Genomic DNA, 394 nt, shown 5'->3' on the forward strand with positions numbered 1-394 from the left:
GTAAATGCGTGCCATATATCCCGAAAGGCGCACGCAAATAGACCGCAAAGGTCAGGCCGTGTTCTGTGCCGATATCGGCAGTGAGCAGCATGAACAGGCCGATAAACAGATTGGCCAGAAAGATCGTGATAATGACAGTGCCCAGTGATACGCCATTTTCCACGCCGGATGCACCGAGTGAATAGGTGGCAATGATCACGGCAATGCCGATCCAGATCCACGCATAGCTATAGGCCGAGATCGGACGTTGATTGAGGCTGGTGGGCAGGATCGCCTCCTCAATCAACGCCTCACTCACCGGGCGTGCTGCGGGATTATCCAGTGCAATTGACATTTTATTCTCCCTTTTTTCTGCGGGCGACATTCGCAAGTTATTTTTCTGATGCGTTATGCT

General features: G+C 51.8%; 1 protein-coding gene. It reads right to left on the reverse strand.

Annotated features, from left to right (window positions below; all coding sequences use genetic code 11):
• The coding region (locus HBA93_RS19070; protein WP_221724349.1) for a cytosine permease at positions 1-334 on the reverse strand (334 nt) is incomplete at its 3' end.
• Between the last annotated feature and the right edge of the window lie 60 nt (positions 335-394).

The sequence above is a fragment of the Ochrobactrum sp. SFR4 genome (assembly GCF_019730395.1).
GTDB lineage: Bacteria > Pseudomonadota > Alphaproteobacteria > Rhizobiales > Rhizobiaceae > Pseudochrobactrum.